Consider the following 15,641-nt stretch of genomic DNA (forward strand, 5'->3'; position numbering starts at 1 on the left):
TTGCTAAACATGGGAATTCGTGCAAAGTTTTTTTTGTTGCGCTTGTAACATTTTTATGTACCATGCTACTAATAGTGAAAAACACGATTAAGCATGATAAGAATAGTATTTTCAATGGTATTTGTACTTTTGGGTATGACAAATACTTTTGCGCAGATTGCCGGCGATTGGAAAGGCACGCTGGATGTTCAGGGAACCAAACTTGATTTGATTTTCCATATTACCGAAACTCCTGATGGTATTACCGCTACTTTGGACGTGCCTTTGCAAGGTGCGACCGGATTGCCACTTTCTCCAGCAACTTTTGTAGATAATAAGCTGACGGTCGCGATGGAGCAAGCCGGAATTAAATATGAAGGCGTTTTGGCGGACAAAAAAGTGACCGGAACGTATTCACAAGGCGGTATGGAGCTTCCATTGGTTTTAGAGAAAACCGTGGTTACCAAGCCTGGTGACACCACTTTAGTTTCCAGTCCGCAAGATTTAGAAGCATTGACGGCATTGGATCAAGGTAAATTTGCTTATGAAGTGAAGGATTACTTTGCGAAACCAGTAATGTCCGGCTTTCAGCTTTCGCCGAATGGTAAATATTTGCTTTACCGCGAAAAAGATTCAAACAACAAACGCCATGTCATGATCAAAGAAGTCGCAACTGGCCATGTGGTTAAAGCGATCGAAGAAAAAGATGAGCTAATTCGCGGTACGGGTTGGGTAAACGACGAGCGCTTGATCTACGTGATGGATGAAGGCGGTAATGAAAATTACCATTTGTTTGCTATCGATATCGATGGAAAAAATAACATCGACTTAACACCGTTTGACGGTGTTCAGGCTAGCATTTTAAATATGCTGAAAGAACAAAAAGACTTCATTATTATCCAAATGAATAAAGATAATAAGCAAGTTTTCGAACCTTATAAAGTCAATATCAAAACAGGTGATTTAGAAAAATTATTTACCAACGAAGATCCAGCAAATGCTATTGTAGGATATGATTTTGATAAAGAAGGTACGCTACGTGGATATGCGAAAATGTTGAACGGTACGCAGACGGAATATTATTACCGCGCTGCCGGAACACAAGATTTTGTAAAGAAGCACACCGGACGTTGGGATGATTCATTTAGTATTGTTTCTTTCAACTATGCATCCGACAATAAAGACGAAGCGTATGCGATCACGAATTTGACATCGGATAAAGCGCGTATTGTATTGTACGATTTGAAAGAAAATAAGGAGATCAAAGAAATATTCAAACACGATGAGTTTGATGCAAACTTAATTTCACTTTCGCGAAAACGCAATTGGGAAGTAGATTTCGTAGGTTTTGAAGGGGAGAAGGTGGAAATTAAACCGATCAGCGACACCTTCAAAAAAATCTACTCGAACCTAGAAAAGCAATTTCCGGGTTACGAATTTTCTATCGTAGGCAAAACCGACGACGAAAGCAAATTACTGATCGTTGTGCAAAGCGACAAGTTATACGGTAAGTATTATCACTATGATACCGCTTCCGGAGAGGCTACTTTGTTAGTAGATTTGATGCCACAATTGAAAGAGGCAGATATGGCGGAGATGCGCCCTATTAAATTCAAATCGCGCGACGGTCTAACGCTTCACGGTTATATTACGTTGCCAAAGGCCGCTTTGGAAGGTAAGAAAGTGCCTTTGATTGTTAATCCACATGGTGGCCCGCAAGGTATTCGTGATAGCTGGGGCTTCAATCCAGAAACGCAATTATTCGCCAGCCGTGGTTATGCTACATTGCAAGTGAACTTCCGCGTTTCGGGTGGTTATGGGAAAGATTTCTTGCGTGCCGGATTCAAACAAGTCGGTCGTAAAGCGATGGATGATGTGGAAGATGGTATCCAATATGTGATCGAGCAAGGTTGGGCTGATAAAGATAATATTGCAATCTATGGCGCGAGTCACGGAGGTTACGCCGTGTTGCGTGGTTTGACTAAAACGCCTGATCTGTACAAGGCTGGTGTAGATTATGTTGGTGTATCCAATATCTTTACCTTGATGAGTTCGATTCCGGAATACTGGAAACCCTATAAAGATATGTTGTACGAAATTTGGTACGATTTGGATAAGGAAGACGAAGCTGCAATTGCAAAAGAAGTTTCCCCAATTTTCCATATCGAGAAGATCAAAGCGCCATTATTTGTTGTGCAGGGAGCTAATGATCCACGTGTGAAAATCGCGGAAGCGGATCAAATCGTAAAAGCATTGCGCGAAAAAGGTGTAGATGTGCCATATATGGTAAAATACGATGAAGGACATGGATTCGGTAAAGAAGAAAACCAAATTCAGTTTTATAAAGCGATGATGGGCTTTTTCGGCAAACACCTGAACTAAAGTTCACGAAGCAGTTTGCTATTTAAATAAAATTTGTATCTTTGTACATCTGAAAAGAAGGGGGCATGTATTTGCCCCCTTTTTTTAATTCAATAATTGGATCAAAGTTATGCAGGTAGAACAACGCGTACGGGAATTGGTGGAAGAGAAGATTGCAGATCGCGACGATTTGTTTATCGTTCGAATTAAGATGCAGAAAAACGGAGTTTTGTCTATCTTAGTGGATGGAGATCAAGGCTTACCGATTGAGGATTGTGCGCAGATCAGCCGCCATGTGGGATATCATTTGGAGGAAGAGAATGTGTTGGATCAGGCCTACCGTTTGGAAGTTTCTTCGCCGGGTGTTGATTTTCCGTTGGAAATGCTTCGTCAGTACCAGAAGAATATTGGTCGCCAAGTGAAGGTAACCACGCAAGATGATGTCAAGCAAGAAGGCGAATTGTTGAGTGCGAGCGATGCGGCGATTGAATTATCAGTAAAAGTAAAAGAAAAGGGAAAGAAAGCGCAACAAGAAACGCGTCAAATTCCATTTGAAAATATCAAGGAGACTAAGGTGTTAATTTCATTTAAATAAAAATGAGCAGCAGCAATATCAATTTAATTGACTCGTTTCAGGAGTTCAAAGATTTCAAGAACATAGACCGTCCTACGGTTATCACTGTACTGGAAGAAGTATTTCGCAGTATGATCCGCAAACGCTTCGGTACAGACGAAAACGTCGACGTTATCGTAAACCCGGATAACGGGGATTTAGAGATTTGGCGTACACGTACGGTGATGGAAGATGGTTTTTCTGAAGATGATGATCTAGAAATCGAATTGAAAGAAGCACACACCTACGATCCGGATTTGGAAGTTGGCGACGATTACATCGAACAAATTACCTTAGAAAGTTTCGGTCGTAGAGCGATCCTTGCTGCCCGTCAAACCTTGGTTTCTAAAGTTTTAGAATTAGAGAAAGACGAAGTTTTCAAAAAATATAAAGATCGCGAAGGCGAGTTGGTTATTGGTGAGGTTTACCAAATCTGGAAAAAAGAGATTTTGGTATTGGATGAAGATGGTAATGAATTAATCATGCCTAAAACCGAACAAATTCCTGCCGATTACTTCAAAAAAGGAGATAGCATCCGCGCGGTAGTGCATAAAGTAGATATGATGAACAACAATCCGAAGATCATCATTTCTCGTACTGCTCCGGAATTCTTGCAACGCCTTTTCGAATTGGAAGTTCCAGAGATTTTCGACGGATTGATTACGATCAAGAAAATCGTTCGCGAACCAGGAGAGCGTGCTAAAGTAGCCGTAGAATCTTACGATGACCGCATTGATCCAGTTGGAGCATGTGTGGGTATGAAAGGTTCTCGTATTCACGGTATCGTTCGTGAGTTGCGCAATGAAAACATTGACGTGATCAATTTTACGACAAACAGTTCTTTATACATCACACGTGCATTGAGTCCAGCTCGTATCAGCTCTATTAAGTTGAGCGACGAAGATTCAACGGCTGCGGTATATTTGAAACCGGATCAGGTTTCTTTGGCGATCGGTCGCGGTGGTCACAACATCAAATTAGCTGGTAAATTAACTGGTTACGAGATTGATGTATATCGTGAGAACGATGAAATTGATGAGGATGTGGATATCGAAGAATTCGCAGATGAAATCGATAGCTGGATTATCGATGAATTCAAACGCGTTGGTTTGGATACCGCAAAATCAGTACTAGCATTGTCGGAAGAAGAATTAGTACGCCGTACAGATCTAGAGGAAGATACGATTCAAGAAATCGTACGCATTTTACAAGCGGAATTCGAATAGTCGTTGCGACATTTGCGTGCCGGGCTATTTTTCATTAAAAAATGTTAAATAGGTGTAAAAAAAACATATTTTTGTAATATCATATTTTATAGCGAGTATAAGTTAGATGACAGAAGGTAAAAGCATTAATTTGCTGAAAGCAGCAAAAGAACTAAACATTGGAATCGGTACTGCCGTGGACTTCTTGAATAAGAAGGGATTCGACGTGGAGTCGAAACCTAATACGAAGTTAGGACCGGACATGTATGCAGTTCTTTTGAAGGAGTTTCAGGGAGATAAGATAGTAAAGGACGAAGCAAAACAAATTGTTATTGGTAAGATTCGTCGTGATGAAGCGCCTGTTGCAAACCAGACTGAAACATCTACTGACGCTCCTGTTGATACCGATAGTAAGGCGGAATCTACTCCAGCTCCTGCTAAAGAAAGTGAAGCGCCAGCGGCGACTGAGCAACCAGCAGCGGAAGCTAAGGAAGAGAAAAGCCCACTTAAAGTAGTTGGTAAAATCGATTTGGATAGTCTGAAAAAAGGTAAACCTGCGCCAAAAGCAGAAGAGCCTAAAAAGGAAGAACCAAAAGCAGCTCCTGTAGTGGAGAAGCCGGAAGCACCAGCGAAAAAAGAAGAACCAGTTAAAGAAGTTCCAGCAGAAACTGCTCCAGTGGAAACGGTTAAGGAGGAAAAAGTGGTAGAGAAGCCGGTTGAAAAACCCGTGGCGGAAGCTGAACCTATTAAAAAGGAAGAAAAACAGCCAGAAGTTATGAAAGAGAAACCGGCAGAAACTAAGGATGCTGCTGCTTCAACAAAGAAACCGGAGAATCCGAACGAAGTGATTCGTGCGAGATCAACCACTTTATCCGGTCCAAAGGTGATCGGAAAAATTGATCTTCCGGTATTTAAATCGAACAAACCTGTTGCTTCATCTTCGGATTCGAACAACAACGATAATAGAAGAAAGCGCAAGCGCACCAATACACCTCAAGCAGGTGGCGCGCAAGGCGGTGGAAATCAAAATCAACAAAATCGTCCTGGAGGCGGTGGTCCTCACGGAAATCGTCCGGGCGGTCCTGGAAGACCAGGTGATAGAAACAACCCTGGAAACAGAGGAAGACATGACAATCGCGGTCGCGGACCTCAAACACCGAAGGAGGAACCTTCAGAGAAGGATATCCAAGATCAAATCAAGGCAACACTTGCTCGCCTAAGCGGAGCAGGTAAGTCGGGTAAATTTGCTCAACGTGCTAAACTTCGTCGTCAGAAACGTGATGATGTCGCGCTTTCGGCGGAAGAGGCAGCAATGGAGCAAGAAGCACAATCAAGAATCTTGCGCGTAACGGAATTCGTAACAGCGAATGAGTTGGCCAACTTGATGGATGTTACGGTAACACAAGTTATCTCGACTTGTATGAGCTTGGGTATGTTCGTTTCCATCAACCAACGTTTGGACGCGGAAACGTTAACGATCGTAGCGGATGAATTTGGTTTCGAAATCGAATTTATCAAACCGGAAGATGAGGAAGTAGCTGATCTGGAAGAAGCGGACACTGAAGCAAACTTAGTTTCCAGAGCACCAATTGTAACGGTAATGGGTCACGTTGACCACGGTAAAACGTCCTTATTGGATTATATTCGTAAATCGAACGTTACTGGTGGTGAAGCCGGAGGTATTACGCAGCACATTGGTGCATACGCGGTGAAATTGGATGATGGTCGTAAGATGACTTTCTTAGATACGCCGGGTCACGAAGCCTTTACAGCGATGCGTGCTCGTGGTGCTAAAGTAACCGATATTGTAATTATTGTGATTGCTGCGGATGATGCAGTGATGCCGCAAACGAAAGAGGCGATTAACCACGCGCAAGCAGCTGGTGTGCCGATTGTGTTTGCCTTTACAAAAGTAGATAAGCCGGGAGCGAACGCGGACAGAATCCGTGAGCAACTTTCCGCAATGAATATTTTAGTCGAAGAATGGGGAGGTAAATACCAAGCTCAGGAAATCTCGGCAAAAACAGGTGACAACGTGGAGCTGTTGCTAGAAAAAGTGCTTTTAGAGGCTGAGTTATTAGATCTGAAAGCCGATCCTAAGAAACGTGCGGTTGGTTCAGTTATCGAAGCAGCATTGGATAAAGGTCGTGGTATTGTTACTACGGTATTGATTCAAGGTGGTACGTTGCGCGTTGGAGATGCCATCTTAGCAGGATCCCACTCCGGTAAGGTAAAAGCCTTGACCAATGAGCGCGGAGAGCGTGTGAAAGAAGCAGGTCCGGCAACACCAGTACAGATTTTAGGTATGGGTGGTGCACCGACAGCGGGTGATAAGTTCTACGCAATGGAAAGCGAGCCGGAAGCAAGACAGGTAGCGAACAAGCGACTTCAATTGCAACGTGAGCAAGGTATGCGTGCTACGAAACACATTACCTTGGATGAAATCGGTCGTCGTTTGGCAATCGGAAACTTCAAGGAGCTTAACTTGATCGTTAAAGGTGATGTGGATGGTTCTATCGAGGCATTATCTGACTCGTTATTGAAACTGTCTACGGACGAAATCCAAGTGAATATTATTCACAAATCGGTGGGTGCGATCTCTGAATCCGATGTATTGTTAGCTTCGGCTTCCGATGCGATCATCGTCGGTTTCCAAGTACGTCCGACGCAAGGTTCACGTAAATTGGCAGAGCAAGAGCAAATCGATATCCGCCTGTATTCGATCATTTACGATGCGATAGAAGAGATCAAATCTGCGATGGAAGGTATGTTGGCGCCGAAATTGGAAGAGAAAATTGTGGCGAACGTGGAAATCCGCGAAACCTTCAAAATCTCCAAAGTCGGAACGATTGCCGGATGTATGGTATTGGATGGTAAAATCAACCGAAACAACGATATCCGCGTTATCCGCGATGGCGTCGTGATCCATACCGGTAAACTGGCATCCTTGAAACGTTTCAAAGATGATGTGAAAGAAGTATCATTCGGTTACGAGTGTGGTTTGAACATCGATAGATTTAACGACATTCAGGTGGGCGATATCGTAGAAGCTTACGAACAAGTAGAAGTAAAACGTAAGTTGTAATCAACTGATATATCATTTACGGGCATACCAATAGCGGTTTGCAACCGATAAAATTTTGTCCTGATGCGTTTTCCATGCGTCAGGACTTTTTATTTATAAGCGAAGGAGAGAAAACATTGTTAGATACGTATCCATTCCGCATAGCGGAAATTATTCGACAACCCAACGAGAACGTCACGATTCACTTAACTGATTTATCGGGAGAATATCCGGCTTATCTCGCTGGTGAATTTCTCACATTGGAATTTGATTTCAACGGAAGACAGGTGCGTCGATCCTATTCGTTCAGTAGTTCGCCTGTCGTCGATGAACCGTTGGCTATCACGGTGAAACGTGTGGATAATGGAGAAATATCACGCTTATTGCACCACCGTTCGCAAGTTGGCGATAAGCTTCAGGTTTTACCATCGCAGGGCATGTTGGCGTATACCCCTGATGTTATTGGGAAGTCGAAAACACTTTTCCTCTTTGCTGCCGGGGTTGGAGTTACGCCGCTTTTTTCGATTCTAAAGACGGCCTTGGTTGCTGAATCTGATACAAATATTGTTCTTGTTTATAGCAATGGTTCCGCTGAGCGAACGTTATTTTTAGAGGAATTGAAAGCATGGCAAGCTCAGTACCCCGACCGATTGCATATCGAATGGATATTTTCGAACGCGAAGAATCTACTCACAGCTCGACTGAATAGAGAATATATTATTCGCTTGATTGACGCACACAAGAAGGAGGGAAGTACGCTTTCTTTTTATTTATGTGGTCCTGTTTTCTATATGGATTTATGTCGTTTCACGTTGCTTGGCATGGGATATCCGGATGCGGATATTCATCGCGAAACGTTTCATTTTCCGGAAGAGGAGGAAGACGATGATGAGCGGGAAGAAGAAGAGGTAGATACGACGGCCTACAACGTGGTTTTAAGATATCAGGGGAAATCCTATGAACTTTCCGTGCCCTATAATAAAACCGTATTAGATGCAGGGTTGGCGGAGAAAATCCGTTTGCCTTATTCATGTAAATCAGGTATGTGCAGCACCTGTATTTCTCAGGTAACTAATGGTTCGGTACGTATGAGCTACAATGAGGTTTTGACGGATCGGGAAGTGGAGAATGGGCAATGTTTGATCTGCACGGCACATCCATTGGAAGACGGAACAGTGATTGAAGTAAGGTAAACTTCCTCACTTAAGCGTTATAAATTTAAAACGAAAAAGTCCTGACAATAGTGCCAGGACTTTTTCGTTTCCCTGATTGGAATAGCTTATTTCACGCTATCGATATCTTGCTGCTCTTTCAGCTTACTGATATTGTTTTTATCGCCAAACTCTTCTGTTTTGGTTTGGAACGATTCCAAAATCTCCTTGATAGCTTCGGCATTATGCGCTGTGCGTTCGTAGATCTCTGGAATTTTAGTTTCAATACCTTTGTCGCCTAATTCGATATTATCGACTTCGATTTTTGCTATTTTTTCTAGAACCGCTTGCTGACTGTGTCTCACATCTTCTAGCTCTCTAGAAATCTTTTCCATCAAATCAAACTTTTTTAACTTGTCCATAAGATTTACTGTTGTTTCATCTTATACAACAAAGCAACGTTCGAAATGTTTTATTCTACGACAACGCCCATGTTACTGAACTTGTCAATACGCTCATTTACAAGTGCGTCTACGTCTTTTGATTTTAATGTTGCTAGATCGCTCACGATACGTGCTTTCACGAATTCTGCTGCCGCTAAAGGATCTTGATGCGCTCCGCCGATCGGCTCTTCAATGATACCATCGATTAAGCCGTTCTGCAACATATCCTCTGCACGAAGTTTTAGTACTTCCGCTGCTTTCTCTTTATGATCCCAGCTTCTCCAAAGGATAGAAGAACAAGATTCAGGAGAGATAACTGAATACCACGTATTTTGCATCATATATACTTTATCGCCAATTCCGATACCTAGCGCACCACCTGATGCACCTTCACCGATAACGATACAGATCACAGGAACTTTAAGCACCGACATTTCCAATAAGTTGCGTGCAATTGCTTCACCTTGTCCGCGTTCTTCGGCTTCCAAACCCGGATAAGCACCCATGGTATCGATCAACGTAACGATAGGTTTTCCGAATTTCTCGGCCATTTTCATCAAACGTAATGCCTTGCGGTAACCTTCCGGATTAGCCATCCCGAAATTGTGAAACTGACGTTCTTTGGTGTTTTTACCTTTTTGGTGACCGATGATCATCACCGACTCGCCATTAATTTTGGCAAATCCACCTACAATTGCTTTATCATCACGTACGGTACGATCTCCATGAAGTTCTACAAAATCTGTAGCGATCATTTCGATATAATCATACGTTTGAGGGCGACCGGCATGGCGTGACATCTGTACTTTTTGCCATCCAGTCATATTCTGATAGACCTCAATTTTGGTCTGCGCTAGCTTCTCTTCCAGTTCGCGGATCGTGGCGCTCATGTCCACTTTTGTTTTCTCCGCTACCTGATTTACCTTTTCGATTTGGGTTTGCAGATCTGCTATCGGCTTTTCAAAATCAAATGTTGTCTCCATATTTTCTGTTTACTATCCTTGCTAATAGGCTAAGGTAGCGATTTTTAGATTAGTAAAAAATGAGGTTTATACGTTAAAGCGGAAGTGCATAATATCACCATCTTGCACGATGTATGTTTTACCTTCTACTGCTAATTTACCAGCTTCTTTCACGGCCGCTTCCGAACCATATTGTACGAAATCAGCAAATTTGATTACTTCGGCACGAATAAAGCCTTTTTCGAAATCTGTGTGAATAACACCTGCTGCTTGCGGAGCAGTATATCCCTTTTCAATCGTCCAAGCGCGCACTTCCTGCACACCAGCCGTAAAATAGGTCGCTAAATCCAATAAATCATACGCTGCGCGGATCAATTTATTAACCCCCGATTCTTCCAAACCAAGATCATCTAAGAACATTTGACGCTCTTCATAATCCTCCAATTGTGCAATTTCCGATTCGATTTGTGCAGATATTACCAATACGCTGGCGTTTTCATCTTTCACCGCTTCTTTTACGCGCTCTACATAAGCGTTTCCAGTATTTACGGAAGCTTCCTCCACGTTACATACGTAAAGAACAGGTTTGCTAGTTAATAGCGATAGATCTTCGATAAATTCAAAATCTTCCTCAGAAACTGGAGCTGTACGAGCCGATTTTCCTTCCTCTAAATGCGCTTTGATAATCGAAAGAATTTCATAAGTTTTTTTAGCATCCTTATCTCCGCCGGTTTTAGCCATTTTCTCCACCTTTTGGATACGTTTAACTACCGTGTCCAAATCTTTTAATTGCAGTTCGGTATCAATGATTTCTTTATCGCGAATTGGATCCACTGATCCGTCTACGTGAATCACATTACCGTCATCAAAACAGCGTAATACGTGAATGATTGCGTTGGTGGTTCGAATATTTCCTAAGAATTGATTTCCCAAACCTTCTCCTTTGGAAGCTCCTTTTACCAACCCGGCGATATCAACGATTTCGATCGTGTTTGGCACAATGCGCTGAGGATTCACTAATTCCGTTAACGTCTTCAATCGATCATCCGGAACCGTAATCACACCCACATTAGGTTCGATTGTACAAAACGGGAAATTGGCTGCTTGAGCCTTTGCATTTGATAAGCAGTTGAACAAGGTCGATTTACCCACATTTGGTAAACCAACAATTCCACATTGTAATGCCATATAAGTCCTAAAATTTGTGCAAAGATATGAATTTGCAGAAGATTGCCCAAAACGGTGTGCGTAAACGCTAATAAATAGGCGGATAATATGATATGAGCAATTGGTTTTTTCGTATATCTGCGGCAGATATTCCCCTATAGGCGACACATGTGTGTTTAAAATCAATTTGGGACGAATTAATGTTTATGAGCGGTAAGTTGTTAGGTTGTTTTTTGGCGTTAGGCAGTAGCCTTTTCATTTTTAATGCATGTAATACGACGGCTTCGAAAGCAAGTGCTTTGGCAGGGTTGGATACGATTCGGTATGATGAAGATCTGATGGAATCTCCAGCGCTTTTGATGGATAAACTGGATTCACTAAATAAGGGATTGATTTCTTTTCCTGCGGTAGATTCCTTGAACAAAATTACGCCAAAGCAAGCCAAGCAATTACTAAAGGATTCTATTTATCGCGAATTACGGAAAAAGCCGAAGCATATTTACCTTACGTTTGATGACGGCCCACTGTTGGGAAGTGATGCTATTGATTCTATTGCTACACAAAAGCAGGTTAAAATTAGCGCTTTTTTAATTGGGAAGCACGCTCGAATGAGTAAGCGCCTTACCGGATTTCTACAGCGCTATCTGGATAATCCTTTAGTGGAAGCGTATAATCATAGTTACACGCATGCCCATCATCGCTACCAAACGTTTTACGCGGATTCGACAGGTGCTTTTGCTGATTTTGCCAAGGCGCAAGAAGATATGGGGCTGACGCATAAAGTGGCTCGCTTGCCGGGAAGAAATATTTGGCGTTTCGATGGTTTGAAAAGATCCGATAGCGGAAATGGTGCTACGACTGCGGAAATGTTATACAACAGCGGTTACAAAGTTTTTGGTTGGGACGTAGAATGGCGTATTGATGGCAATACAGGAAAATCTGCTCAATCTGTAAGCGATACCTATCGAACTATTCGTCGGTTTTTAGATAAAAACTACACCTTGCTTCCGAATAATGTGGTGGTGTTGATGCACGATGATATGTTTAATCATCCCAAAAGTCGTGCTCAGTTACGTGCTTTAATTGATAGCTTGAAACAGCATCCGGAGTATCATTTTGAGTTTATGTCGGCTTATCCAAAGAAATACTGACGATAACTGCTAAAGCTACATCATTGCATTTATTAATAACGTTTCTTACATTTGGTTATATCCAATCGAAGAGCTTATGTTACGTTATTCATCCTTTCTATTTTTCGCGAGATCTATCGTGCGTGTAGCGCTTGTTACTTCCGCGGTCTTTATGTTTTCTTGCCAATCTTCCGATAAAAAATCAGATGATGTGCAAACTGCCGACTCGGCTAATGGTCGCGAGCGTATTGATACAACCATTCCCGTGATTACGGATTTAGACGTTGGGATAAATGCCAAAAAGAATGATCTGCATATTGAAGCGGAGTTATCAGCCGTGAAGAAGATCGATCGCGTTGTCGTGACGTTGAAAGGCGATAGTTGGACAAAAGATATTACATTCGATCAAGCGCCACCGCGCGGGGAATTAACCACAAACTTTCATCAGCACGTACACGTCGACGAAGCGCCAGCCGGAGAATACCAAGTGATCTTAACCTTGCACGATCAGGAAGGAAGAGAAGCTAAAGCTGAAGGAAGTTTCGTTAAGTAATTCTGTTTTATTTGTTGGGGATAGGTTGGTTTATTAGATTATTATTTAGGGAATCTGAAAAATAATCAAGATGCGATATTTTAATAAGTAGGCTGGGTCGGATAATTACATTTAAATGTACGTTGATATTACTAAAAAATATTAAACGTCTAAATATTGGAAATTTCATCAATAAGCTTAGTTTGCTATTAAATAGATTGTTTTGGATCTGCTTATTTTTACTATTTTTGATCATTTAAACGTAAATCATGAGTCAGTCCAGTTTAATTCCGACCGAAAAAATAATCGAACGCTTACGATACGAAAATCCCTGGTGGGTAAATAAGCAAATACCAGACACCTACAAGTCGATGTCTAGGCGCTTATACTTCGAGTTATTCTTTCCCTATGTAATTGAAGAGAAAATACGGAGAGCTTTAGTACTTATGGGGCCGAGACGAGTTGGTAAGACTGTTATGTTGTTTCACAGTATTCAGAAGCTAATTGAGGAAAATACGAATCCGCAAAAAATATTCTTCGTAGGTATTGATAATCCCATTTATGTTCATCTAAGTTTAGAAGATCTTTTAAGTCTTTGCAAGCAATCTCTCAATCAAGATAATTTAGATGGCTGCTATGTTTTTTTTGATGAGGTACAGTACTTGAAAGATTGGGAGCGGCACCTCAAAGCTCTTGTTGATAATTACCCTAATACCAAATTTATTGTTTCCGGCTCCGCAGCGGCAGCTCTGAAATGGCATAGTACAGAAAGTGGGGCAGGTCGATTTACTGATTTCATGTTGCCTCCGCTTACATTTCAGGAATACATTCATCTCAAGGGAATGAATCATCTCATTTACGATGGAAAGATTACTTACGGGAATAACCAAATACCTTACTGCCTTACACATGATGTAAAAACATTCAATAAAGAATTTATACATTATTTAAACTTTGGCGGTTATCCTGAAGTTGTGTTGAACGAAAGGATACAAAGCGATATGGGGAGATACGTAAAGAGCGATATAGTTGATAAAGTTTTGTTGAGAGATTTGCCAAGTTTGTATGGGATAAAAGATGTTCAAGAGTTGAATAGATTTTTTACATACATAGCCTATAATTCTGGAAACGAATTTTCTTACGAAAAGATGAGTCAAGAAAGTGGTATTCAGAAGGATACGCTGAAAAAATATTTGGAATATTTAGAAGCGGCATTCTTAATCAAAGTTTTAAATAAAGTTGATATAAATGCCAAGCGTTTAAAAAGAGTGACAAGCTTTAAGGTTTACTTAACCAATCCATCTTTACGAACAGCCCTCTTTTCACCTATAATCGAGACTGATCAGGAGATGGGGAATATGGTTGAAACTGCTGTTTTATCCCAGTGGATGCACCGTGAAAAATTGGACTTAACGTATGCCCGTTGGAAAGAAGGTGAAGTGGATTTAGTTTTGGTAGACGATAAAAAATTTAAACCGGTTTGGGGGGTCGAAATTAAATGGAGTAACCGTTATTTTGATAAACCCAATGAACTCAAAAGTCTTATTGCCTTTTGCAAAAGTAATAGTTTCCAAAAGGCTTTAGTGACATCAATTGATCAATCAGGATACAAAAAAATCGATGATCTATTATTTTCATTCCTCCCAGCATCCGTTTATAGCTATAATATTGGTGATATAACTTTAAAAATGAAAAACGGCAGATAAAATGCCGCATATAGTGAGGTTGCGATATAGAAAGGTGGTAGTTGGCCGAAGAATATTACATTCGATCAAGCTTAAATATCATTGGGAATACGTTGAATTTTGGAAGGGAGAAGATAAATAAAATGCGGAAAATGTAAATAAATACTTTGCTAAGTACTTAATGAAACAAAAACTTCGTATCATCAGTAAATGTTGAAAAGAGAACTAAGGCTACCAAATAATTGACCAATTCAAAATGCATTTTGATAGAAAATGGTAAACCACAACTAATCAATAGCGTAAATTAAATTGTTAATCGACCTACTAATGAATAAATACTTCCTGCTGATCTCCTCGCTAATTTTTCTTAATCCGGCATTTTCCCAGAAACTTAAGAATGACAGCATCAAAATCTTTATTGATAAGTCGATCGAACTTATCCAATCAAATTCGATTCACACAGAAAATATACCATACATAAGGCAGGAGCTATACTATAAATCGCAAAATTTTCAATTATTAGATAGCGTTGCTCCGATGTATGTACGAGTTTTTGAACTGCTAAAAGATCACCACGGAAACTTGGCGTATCACGGCAAAAGCTACGGCTGGCAGAAAGTTCCATCATTCAGGAATGCTTATCTGAAAGAGAAGTTGTCCCATGAAAAATCGGTCGTGAGTAGTGTCGTTGATGAAAGCGTTGGGTATCTCAGAATTCCGGGGAATAATGATTTTGCGTTCAAGAAAGTCGACAGTATTGCCAACGATATTGCCTCACATGTCAATAAAGTGAACTCTGAAAAGATCAAAGCATGGATTTTGGATTTGAGATTAAATACCGGAGGAAATATGTATCCGATATTACTCGGGTTGAAAGAATTTATTGGAGAAGATATCGTATTTGGCGGCTTCAGAAATGCTAAAAATGAATCCACTGGCGAATGGGCGGTCAAAGATGGTAAAATGTTGATCGATGGTATTGAGTTGGTTAGAGCGACTAGCCTAGCTTTGCCGTTAAATAAAGATATTTCTATCGTCATTTTAACAAGTTGTTATACAGCAAGTGCAGGGGAAATGACGGCAATATCGTTGATTGGATGCAAGGACACCTACATCGTAGGTGAGCCTACCGCAGGCTACACGACGGCTGTACAGGGTTTTGAAATAAATGAATCCGCCGGCATTAATCTATCAACGGACTTTGTGGTGGATAGAAACTTAAACGTGTACAAAGACCGTATCGAGCCAAATTTCGAAGTTTTACTCGGCGATAATTTAGAAAACTTGCAAGACGATAAGAAGATTGTTCAAGCGTTGAAATTGTTGAAGAAGTAGTAAGCACTACTATT

General features: G+C 41.1%; 12 protein-coding genes. 9 read left to right on the forward strand and 3 right to left on the reverse strand.

What is annotated here, in order from left to right; genetic code table 11:
- Positions 1–93: 93 nt before the first annotated feature.
- The 5 genes from ACFSQ3_RS07835 to ACFSQ3_RS07855 all read left to right on the forward strand — a co-directional run bounded on the left by ACFSQ3_RS07835 (position 94) and on the right by ACFSQ3_RS07855 (position 8,415).
- On the forward strand, positions 94–2,361 hold the full coding sequence (locus ACFSQ3_RS07835; protein ID WP_380868986.1) for an alpha/beta hydrolase family protein: 2,268 nt from the start codon (positions 94–96) through the stop codon (positions 2,359–2,361).
- Positions 2,362–2,470: 109 nt separating this feature from the next.
- On the forward strand, positions 2,471–2,935 hold the full coding sequence (rimP, locus tag ACFSQ3_RS07840) for a ribosome assembly cofactor RimP (RefSeq protein ID WP_380868987.1): 465 nt from the start codon (positions 2,471–2,473) through the stop codon (positions 2,933–2,935).
- 2 nt (positions 2,936–2,937) lie between these two features.
- Positions 2,938–4,179, forward strand: a complete 1,242-nt coding sequence (gene nusA / locus ACFSQ3_RS07845; protein ID WP_380868988.1) for a transcription termination factor NusA — start codon at positions 2,938–2,940, stop codon at positions 4,177–4,179.
- A 106-nt stretch (positions 4,180–4,285) separates the two neighbouring features.
- Positions 4,286–7,243: a translation initiation factor IF-2 gene (gene infB, locus ACFSQ3_RS07850; protein ID WP_380868989.1), complete on the forward strand. Its 2,958-nt coding sequence runs from the start codon at positions 4,286–4,288 to the stop codon at positions 7,241–7,243.
- A gap of 38 nt (positions 7,244–7,281) precedes the next feature.
- On the forward strand, positions 7,282–8,415 hold the full coding sequence (locus tag ACFSQ3_RS07855; protein WP_380868990.1) for a 2Fe-2S iron-sulfur cluster-binding protein: 1,134 nt from the start codon (positions 7,282–7,284) through the stop codon (positions 8,413–8,415).
- Between the two features lie 86 nt (positions 8,416–8,501).
- Here the strand turns inward: ACFSQ3_RS07855 and ACFSQ3_RS07860 are convergent, their stop codons facing one another.
- The 3 genes from ACFSQ3_RS07860 to ychF all read right to left on the reverse strand — a co-directional run bounded on the left by ACFSQ3_RS07860 (position 8,502) and on the right by ychF (position 10,966).
- Positions 8,502–8,795 carry a hypothetical protein gene (locus ACFSQ3_RS07860; RefSeq protein ID WP_380868991.1) on the reverse strand — a complete coding sequence of 98 codons (294 nt, stop codon included), beginning with the start codon at positions 8,793–8,795 and terminating at the stop codon, positions 8,502–8,504.
- A gap of 50 nt (positions 8,796–8,845) precedes the next feature.
- Positions 8,846–9,799, reverse strand: coding sequence for an acetyl-CoA carboxylase carboxyltransferase subunit alpha (locus ACFSQ3_RS07865; RefSeq protein ID WP_380868992.1), 954 nt, complete (start codon positions 9,797–9,799; stop codon positions 8,846–8,848).
- A 66-nt stretch (positions 9,800–9,865) separates the two neighbouring features.
- Positions 9,866–10,966, reverse strand: a complete 1,101-nt coding sequence (ychF, locus tag ACFSQ3_RS07870; protein ID WP_380868993.1) for a redox-regulated ATPase YchF — start codon at positions 10,964–10,966, stop codon at positions 9,866–9,868.
- A 185-nt stretch (positions 10,967–11,151) separates the two neighbouring features.
- Here ychF and ACFSQ3_RS07875 point away from each other — a divergent pair, with 185 nt between their 5' ends.
- The 4 genes from ACFSQ3_RS07875 (at position 11,152) to ACFSQ3_RS07890 (ending at position 15,627) form a co-directional block, all read left to right on the forward strand.
- Positions 11,152–12,096, forward strand: a complete 945-nt coding sequence (locus tag ACFSQ3_RS07875; protein ID WP_380868994.1) for a polysaccharide deacetylase family protein — start codon at positions 11,152–11,154, stop codon at positions 12,094–12,096.
- Positions 12,097–12,172: 76 nt separating this feature from the next.
- The gene (locus ACFSQ3_RS07880) at positions 12,173–12,628 is read left to right on the forward strand and encodes a hypothetical protein (RefSeq protein WP_380868995.1); all 456 of its coding nucleotides are present in this window, start codon (positions 12,173–12,175) and stop codon (positions 12,626–12,628) included.
- A gap of 248 nt (positions 12,629–12,876) precedes the next feature.
- On the forward strand, positions 12,877–14,313 hold the full coding sequence (locus ACFSQ3_RS07885; protein WP_380868996.1) for an ATP-binding protein: 1,437 nt from the start codon (positions 12,877–12,879) through the stop codon (positions 14,311–14,313).
- A 306-nt stretch (positions 14,314–14,619) separates the two neighbouring features.
- Positions 14,620–15,627, forward strand: coding sequence for a S41 family peptidase (locus ACFSQ3_RS07890; protein WP_380868997.1), 1,008 nt, complete (start codon positions 14,620–14,622; stop codon positions 15,625–15,627).
- Positions 15,628–15,641: the final 14 nt, after the last annotated feature.

Origin of the sequence: Sphingobacterium corticis (genome assembly GCF_042684745.1) — a bacterium.
Classification (GTDB): Bacteria; Bacteroidota; Bacteroidia; order Sphingobacteriales; family Sphingobacteriaceae; genus Sphingobacterium; species Sphingobacterium corticis.

Bases quoted from the DNA above. Each gene is read 5' to 3' on its own strand.
- ACFSQ3_RS07835 (WP_380868986.1), top strand. From the start codon at position 94: ATGATAAGAATAGTATTTTCAATGGTATTTGTACTTTTGGGTATGACA.
- rimP (WP_380868987.1), top strand. From the start codon at position 2,471: ATGCAGGTAGAACAACGCGTACGGGAATTGGTGGAAGAGAAGATTGCA.
- nusA (WP_380868988.1), top strand. From the start codon at position 2,938: ATGAGCAGCAGCAATATCAATTTAATTGACTCGTTTCAGGAGTTCAAA.
- infB (WP_380868989.1), top strand. From the start codon at position 4,286: ATGACAGAAGGTAAAAGCATTAATTTGCTGAAAGCAGCAAAAGAACTA.
- ACFSQ3_RS07860 (WP_380868991.1), bottom strand. From the start codon at position 8,795: ATGGACAAGTTAAAAAAGTTTGATTTGATGGAAAAGATTTCTAGAGAG.
- ACFSQ3_RS07865 (WP_380868992.1), bottom strand. From the start codon at position 9,799: ATGGAGACAACATTTGATTTTGAAAAGCCGATAGCAGATCTGCAAACC.
- ychF (WP_380868993.1), bottom strand. From the start codon at position 10,966: ATGGCATTACAATGTGGAATTGTTGGTTTACCAAATGTGGGTAAATCG.
- ACFSQ3_RS07875 (WP_380868994.1), top strand. From the start codon at position 11,152: ATGAGCGGTAAGTTGTTAGGTTGTTTTTTGGCGTTAGGCAGTAGCCTT.
- ACFSQ3_RS07880 (WP_380868995.1), top strand. From the start codon at position 12,173: ATGTTACGTTATTCATCCTTTCTATTTTTCGCGAGATCTATCGTGCGT.
- ACFSQ3_RS07885 (WP_380868996.1), top strand. From the start codon at position 12,877: ATGAGTCAGTCCAGTTTAATTCCGACCGAAAAAATAATCGAACGCTTA.
- ACFSQ3_RS07890 (WP_380868997.1), top strand. From the start codon at position 14,620: ATGAATAAATACTTCCTGCTGATCTCCTCGCTAATTTTTCTTAATCCG.